The 6,621-nt window shown below is 53.6% G+C and carries 6 protein-coding genes; 4 read left to right on the top strand and 2 right to left on the bottom strand.

Annotated features, from left to right (window positions below; all coding sequences use genetic code 11):
* A partial coding sequence (locus tag ACTHS3_RS06805; RefSeq protein ID WP_440367484.1) for a plastocyanin/azurin family copper-binding protein occupies positions 1–201 on the top strand: 201 nt, incomplete at its 5' end.
* A gap of 138 nt (positions 202–339) precedes the next feature.
* On the top strand, positions 340–1,602 hold the full coding sequence (gene waaA / locus ACTHS3_RS06800) for a lipid IV(A) 3-deoxy-D-manno-octulosonic acid transferase (protein ID WP_440367483.1): 1,263 nt from the start codon (positions 340–342) through the stop codon (positions 1,600–1,602).
* A 347-nt stretch (positions 1,603–1,949) separates the two neighbouring features.
* Here the strand turns inward: waaA and ACTHS3_RS06795 are convergent, their stop codons facing one another.
* Positions 1,950–3,959 carry an OPT family oligopeptide transporter gene (locus ACTHS3_RS06795; protein WP_440367481.1) on the bottom strand — a complete coding sequence of 670 codons (2,010 nt, stop codon included), beginning with the start codon at positions 3,957–3,959 and terminating at the stop codon, positions 1,950–1,952.
* A gap of 248 nt (positions 3,960–4,207) precedes the next feature.
* On the opposite strand from ACTHS3_RS06795, the gene ACTHS3_RS06790 reads away from it, so the two are divergent.
* Positions 4,208–5,212: a quinone-dependent dihydroorotate dehydrogenase gene (locus tag ACTHS3_RS06790; protein WP_070504155.1), complete on the top strand. Its 1,005-nt coding sequence runs from the start codon at positions 4,208–4,210 to the stop codon at positions 5,210–5,212.
* 56 nt (positions 5,213–5,268) lie between these two features.
* Here the strand turns inward: ACTHS3_RS06790 and rnhB are convergent, their stop codons facing one another.
* On the bottom strand, positions 5,269–5,862 hold the full coding sequence (gene rnhB / locus ACTHS3_RS06785; protein ID WP_039861927.1) for a ribonuclease HII: 594 nt from the start codon (positions 5,860–5,862) through the stop codon (positions 5,269–5,271).
* Positions 5,863–6,016: 154 nt separating this feature from the next.
* Between rnhB and ACTHS3_RS06780 the strand changes: the two genes are divergently transcribed.
* Positions 6,017–6,621: FUSC family protein (locus tag ACTHS3_RS06780; RefSeq protein WP_440367479.1), on the top strand; the 605-nt coding region annotated here is incomplete at its 3' end.

Raw genomic sequence — 6,621 nt, 5'->3', positions numbered from 1 at the left:
AAAGACTTCACGCTCAAGCTCGACAAAGAAGGCGTGTATGTCTATACCTGCCCGCCGCACCGCATGATGAACATGAGCGGCGTGATTCAGGTCGGCAAACCGGTGAACAAAGCCAAAGCGCAAGCCGTTGTCGATGAAATGGAAAACCGCGCCATGCAAAGCAAAGGCCGTCTGAAAAAATATATGGCCCAAGTGAAGTAAACGCGTTTATGCCTGTATTAAAGGCCGGCTGAAACCTTTCAGACGGCCTGTTTCCTTTGCGTAAAACACGCATCAAAGCTATATCTTCCGTTTCAGTTTCCGATAAAATAGGCCTATTCCGACACAAGACCCGTAAGCATGATACGCCGCCTTTACGCCACGCTGTGGCACCTCGCCCCCTTCCTGATCCGCCGCCACCTGCGCCGCCGCGCCCTCAAATCCCCAGCCTATCTCGAGCATTGGGACGAGCGTTTCGGGCAGGCGTATCCTAATCCCGTACAACGCCCGATTTGGATACACGCCGTATCCGTCGGCGAAACGCGTGCGGCCGAACCTTTGGTGCAGGCATTGCGCCGCCATTTTCCCGACTCGCCGTTTCTGATTACCCAAATGACGCCGACCGGCCGCGCCACCGCGCAATCCCTGTTCCCCGATGCGCAATGCCGTTACCTGCCCTACGACAAATCCGAATGGGTCGCCCGATTTTTAGCCGAACACCGCCCCATCTGCGGCATTTTGATGGAAACCGAAATCTGGCCCAACCTGATGCACGGCTGCAAAGAAGCAGGCATTCCCCTCTTTTTGGCCAACGCGCGCCTCTCCGAAAAATCCCAACGCGGCTACCTCAAAATCCGCAAGCTGGTCGAGCCTGCCATGCAGAGCCTCTCCGGCTGCTTTGCCCAAACCGCCGCCGATGCCGAACGCCTTCACCTTATCGGCGCGTCCAACGTCCACGTCTGCGGCAACACCAAATACGACATCGCGCCCCCCGACGACTTGCGTCCGCTTGCCGTCGCCTTTAAAGAACGCATCGGCGCACGCCCCGTCGTCGTCTGCGCCAGCACGCGCGTGTACAAAGGCACGGATGAAGCCGAGCTGCTCCTCAAAGCATGGCAGGGCTACCGCGGCAATGCCTTGCTGGTCATCGTACCGCGCCACCCTGAAAACTTTCAGACGGCCTATGATACCGCCAAATCGCTTGGTTATACCGTCCAAAAACGCAGCGACGGACAACCCGTTTCCCCAGATACACAAGTTTGGATAGGCGACAGCATGGGCGAACTGGCCGCCTACTACCTCAGCGCAGATATTGCCTTCGTCGGCGGCAGCCTCGTTGATGCCGGCTGCCAAAACATCATCGAACCCATCTCCTGCCGCGTCCCCACCCTCTTCGGCTACTCCAACTACAACTTCGCCCAAGCCTGCAAAGGCGCAGTCGAAGCCAAAGCCGCCGTCCGTGTCGAAACCGCCGAAGCCTGGTACAGAACCACGCGCCAATACCTCGACGATGAAACCCTGCGCCAACAACTGATCAGCCACACCGAGCAATTCATTTCGCAACACCAAGGCGCCAGTGCCAAAATTGCCAAAGCGATTGCAGATTGTTTGAATCAGCGTTAAACAATAAAAAACCGCCCGTTCATGACAAACAGGCGGAAACTGAAAAACAGTTTTTTGTTTTCAGCCGTTTAATTGACTAAGAGCAGGAACAGGGTTAAGATAATCCTAACGACTGTCCGCAGTCTCAGCCATGAACGACCCGTGCGAGTGGTATGTTTCATGATTGAAACCATCCTTTCTAGGGCGGTTTCAGCACAAAGCCCCACTGCAATGGGGCTTTTTTGCTACCAGCCCCGCGATAATTATACCCAAACTTCCTAAAATCATTCCAAACAAATTTCCACTAAAAAGGCCGTCTGAAACCCCAATTTTTTGGGTTTCAGACGGCCTTTTCTCAACCTACAAACTTAACGTCCTGCTTTCAACACGCGACGTGCAAACACGAACATACCGAAGACAAAAAACGCCAAGCCCAGCCATTTGGCGGCCGTATCCCAGTTTTCCAGGTTCAGGGCCAAAGGCGCATCCGAACCGCCGTTGGTTACGGAGAAGGCAATGATAAACGCCATAATCACACCGATCAGGCTCTCGCCGACAATCAAACCGGCAGAGAACAGCGTACCGATACGTTCCGCATTTTTCAGACGGCCTTCACGGTTTTCTTGACGACGGGCGATGACGGATTTCAACACAGCCGCCAATACCGCGCCGATCACAATCGGCATATTCACAGACGGCGGCAGGTAAATGCCCATGCCCACGGCCAATACCGGCAAGGCGCGCTTGCCGCCGGAGGATTTGCGCAATGTGAAATCGACCGCAATCAACGCCACGCCGATGGCCACGCCGGTGAAAATATAATCCCATTGCAGATTGTGCGAGAAAATACCTTGGGCGATGGTAGTCATCAAAGTTGCCTGAGGCGCGGCAAGGGCTTGGGCCGCATCCATGCCTTCACGCGGCATCGCGCCGGTAAAGCCGTAGGCTTCATACAAAAGCTCCAACACAGGCGAAATCACCAATGCACCGACAACGCAGCCGATAATCAGCGCAACCTGCTGTTTCCAAGGGGTTGCTTTTACCAGATAACCTGTTTTCAAATCCTGCAGGTTGTCATTGGAGATCGAAGCCACACAAATCACAGATGCGCCGCAAAACAACGTCAACGCCAGCAGGAATTTGCGGTTTGCCTCATCCGCCATCAAGCCGCCGGATTCGCCGACCAACAGCAACACCAGCGAAATGATAACGATAGAAACGATACCCACACCCGAAATCGGGCTGGAAGACGAACCGACCAAACCGGCCATATAACCGCAAGCCGCAGCCACCAAAAAGCCGATAATCGAAGCCAGCAACGTACATACGACCACCAACAGCCAAGCCAAACCACCGGAAATATGCGAGTCGCCAATAAAGTGGAAGAAGGACACGCCCAACACCAGCATCATCGCCAACACCCAGGCAATCATCGCCTTAGGCGACAAATCCTGTTCCGTGCGCTCGGTCATTTGCGCGCCGCCGAAATTGCGGAAAGACAGGCGCATACCCTCGACTATTGGTTTCATCAAAGTCAACAGCGTCCAAATAGCCGCAATACCGATCGTACCCGCGCCGATAAAACGGACTTTTTCCTTCCACAAAGACATCGCAAAAGGAATCATCTCCATATCGGCAGGTTGCGGAATATGCGCCGACAGATAAGGCACGGCCACGCCCCAGGCAATCGAAATACCCAGCAAAATCGCGATACCGCCGGTCAGGCCGACCAAATAGCCCGCGCCCAGCAAAGCCAAAGAAAAGCCCATCGGCACTTGGAACACCGACGCGCCGCCTTTAAACCAAAAGCTCGCGCTGTCGGCCACCACGCGCAAACCGCTTGCGCAAAAGCTCATCAAACCGGCCAATGCGCCGCCCGACACCAATTCCTTGATACCGCTGCCGCCTTCCTGTTGGTCTGCATCATAGTCGCCGACCTTCAAAATCTCAGCCGCCGCCACACCTTCCGGATAAGGCAAATCGCTCTTCACCACCATCGCATAACGCAAAGGCACAGTGAAAATCACGCCCAAAATACCGCCGGACATACACAGCAGCGTAGTCTGCCAAAACGGAAAGCCCGCCCAATAACCGGCCATCAGCAAACCCGGCAAGATAAAAATAATACTGGAGAGCGTACCCGCGGCCGAAGCCTGAGTCTGCACCATATTATTTTCCAGAATATTGCTGCCTTTAAAAAACTTCAAAACCGCCATCGAAATTACCGCAGCCGGAATCGAAGACGCAAAAGTCAGGCCCACCTTCAAGCCCAAATACACATTGGATGCCGTAAAAATCACCGTAATCAACGCGCCGAGTATCATTCCCCGCAGCGTCAGTTCACGGAAACTCGCATAAGGATCAACCGCCTGTTTCATAAAAATCTTCCTGTATCAGGTAAACAATCAAATCAAAACTTTTCAGACGGCCTTTTGATACATCCATCAGGCCGTCTGAAAAGCCTCTCTTTTACCATTTTAATGAACTATCCGACTACACGCAAAAGCCCTATTTATTTTCATTTGACGCCAAACAATAAAATCATATCGATACAGACGTTTGGGGCAGTTTGACGGTTTCAGGTAAAATAACGCCAAATTCATCAACCGTTCAGAAAGCCGCCGCCATGTATTCACTCGTCCGCCCCATACTGTTCCGTTTCGATGCAGAAAAGGCCCATCATTTCACGCTCAACAGTTTGCGTTCCATCGAAAAACTCGGCCTGCTGCCCAAGGTGGACAGCCACACCCGACCAACCGAGCTGATGGGTTTGCAGCTGCCCAATCCGGTCGGCTTGGCGGCAGGTTTGGACAAAAACGGTGAGTGTATTGATGCGTTTGCCGCTTTGGGTTTTGGCTTTGTCGAAATCGGCACAGTAACGCCCAAGCCGCAGCCGGGCAATCCTCAGCCGCGTCTTTTCCGCGTTCCCGAACACCAAGGCATCATCAACCGCATGGGTTTCAACAACCACGGCATCGACGCGATGATCCGCAACATTGAAAACAGCCGCTTTAAAGGCATTTTGGGCATCAACATCGGTAAAAATGCCGTTACGCCGATTGAAAACGCGGCCGACGATTATCTGATTTGCTTGGAAAAAGCCTACGCCCACGCGAGCTATATCACGGTCAATATTTCCTCCCCCAATACGAAAAACCTGCGCGCTTTGCAAGGCGGCGACGAATTGAGCGCATTGTTGGAAGCCTTGAAAAACAAACAGGCGCAACTGGCGGCCGCGCATGGCAAATATGTGCCGCTGGCGGTTAAAATCGCGCCGGATTTGGACGAAGCGCAAATCGACGACATCGCCCATGTGGTCAAATCCGTGGAAATGGACGGCATCATCGCCACCAACACAACCATCGACAAATCAAGCTTGGGCAGCCATCCGCTCGCAGGCGAACAAGGCGGCTTGAGCGGCTTGCCCGTACGCGAGAAAAGCAATCAAGTGTTGAAACTTTTGGCGGAACGCATTGACGGCAAGCTGCCGATTATCGGCGTCGGCGGCATCATGAACGGCACGGACGCGGCAGAAAAAATCCGCTTGGGCGCCAGTGCGGTTCAAGTGTACAGCGGTTTGATTTATCGCGGCCCTGAGTTGATTAAAGAGTGTTTGGCTGCGTTGAAATAATACTTTTCCAAAAATAAGGCCGTCTGAAATCTTTCAGACGGCCTTTTGATATGCTTTCATTCTTCAAACAGATTGCCTTGTGCCAATAAGGTTTTGACCGGTGCGAAATTGCGGCGGTGTTCCGGCAAGACGCCGTATTGTTTCAACGCGGCCAAATGTTGCGCCGTACCGTAGCCTTTGTGGCGGTCAAACCCGTATTGCGGATAGCGTTTCGCCAATTCATACATTTCCGCATCACGCGCGGTTTTGGCCAAAACCGAAGCGGCGGAGATTTCAATAATTTTGCTGTCGCCTTTGACCACGGCTTCGGCAGGAACATTCAAATCTTTCGGCACGCGGTTGCCGTCTATCCACACTTTGTCGGGAGTGACCGACAGCCCCTCGACTGCGCGCTTCATCGCGGCCATGGTTGCGTGCAGGATGTTCAGTTGCAGGATTTCGTCAGGATCGGCAAAGGCAATGCTCCACGCAACCGCCTGTTCCTTAATCATCTGCGCCAACATATCGCGCTTTTTTTCGCTCAGTTTTTTTGAGTCGGTCAAACCCGGCAAGTCAAAATGTTCCGGCAAAATCACTGCCGCCGCAAATACGCTGCCGACCAAAGGGCCGCGTCCCGCTTCGTCCACGCCTGCGCTTAAAACCGTCGCCATTTCTTCACCACCTGTCTGATTCAAAGCCGCCATTATATCCGCTTGCGGCAGATAAAATCCGCAATAGGACAAGCCGTTGGGGAGCAGTTAAAATTTCATCTGCTTTACCAATCAGTTATAATTTACATCCCCACATACTGATACGTCTTACAACATGCCTGCCCAATCCGAACGCCTCCATTTTTCCGAACGCTGGCTCAACGCCTACGAACGCTACCGCTATCGCCGCCATATCCACGCCTTCCGCCTCGGCTTGGCAATCGTGTTCTCCACCCTGTTGGCGAAAGTCTTCCACCTGCAACACGGCGAGTGGATCGGCATGACCGTCTTTGTCGTCCTCGGCATGCTGCAATTCCAAGGCGCGATTTACTCCAAAGCGGTCGAACGCATGCTCGGCACGGCCATCGGTTTGGGTGTTGGGTTGACCGTTTTATGGTTGAACCAACATTATTTGCAAGACGACGTTTTCTTCTATCTGATTATCGGTGCCGCCAGCGCAGTGGCCGGTTGGTCTGCGGTCGGCAAAAACGGCTATGTCGCCATGCTTGCCGGTTTGACCATGTGCATGCTCATCGGCGACAGCAGCCACCACTGGCTCGACAGCGGCCTGATGCGCGCCATGAACGTTTTGATTGGTGCCGCCATCGCCATTGCCGCCGCCAAACTCCTGCCCCTGCGCTCCACCCTGATGTGGCGCTTCATGCTTGCCGACAACCTCACCGACTGCGCCAAAATGATTGCCGAAATCAGCAACGGCAA

It is taken from the genome of Neisseria sp. P0009.S007 (assembly GCF_051962515.1).
This window is presented reverse-complemented; position numbering and strand designations above follow the sequence as displayed.

What these genes read in the sequence shown, in the direction of transcription:
- waaA (WP_440367483.1), top strand. Translation starts at nt 340, where the DNA reads ATGATACGCCGCCTTTACGCCACGCTGTGGCACCTCGCCCCCTTCCTG.
- ACTHS3_RS06795 (WP_440367481.1), bottom strand. Translation starts at nt 3,959, where the DNA reads ATGAAACAGGCGGTTGATCCTTATGCGAGTTTCCGTGAACTGACGCTG.
- ACTHS3_RS06790 (WP_070504155.1), top strand. Translation starts at nt 4,208, where the DNA reads ATGTATTCACTCGTCCGCCCCATACTGTTCCGTTTCGATGCAGAAAAG.
- rnhB (WP_039861927.1), bottom strand. Translation starts at nt 5,862, where the DNA reads ATGGCGACGGTTTTAAGCGCAGGCGTGGACGAAGCGGGACGCGGCCCT.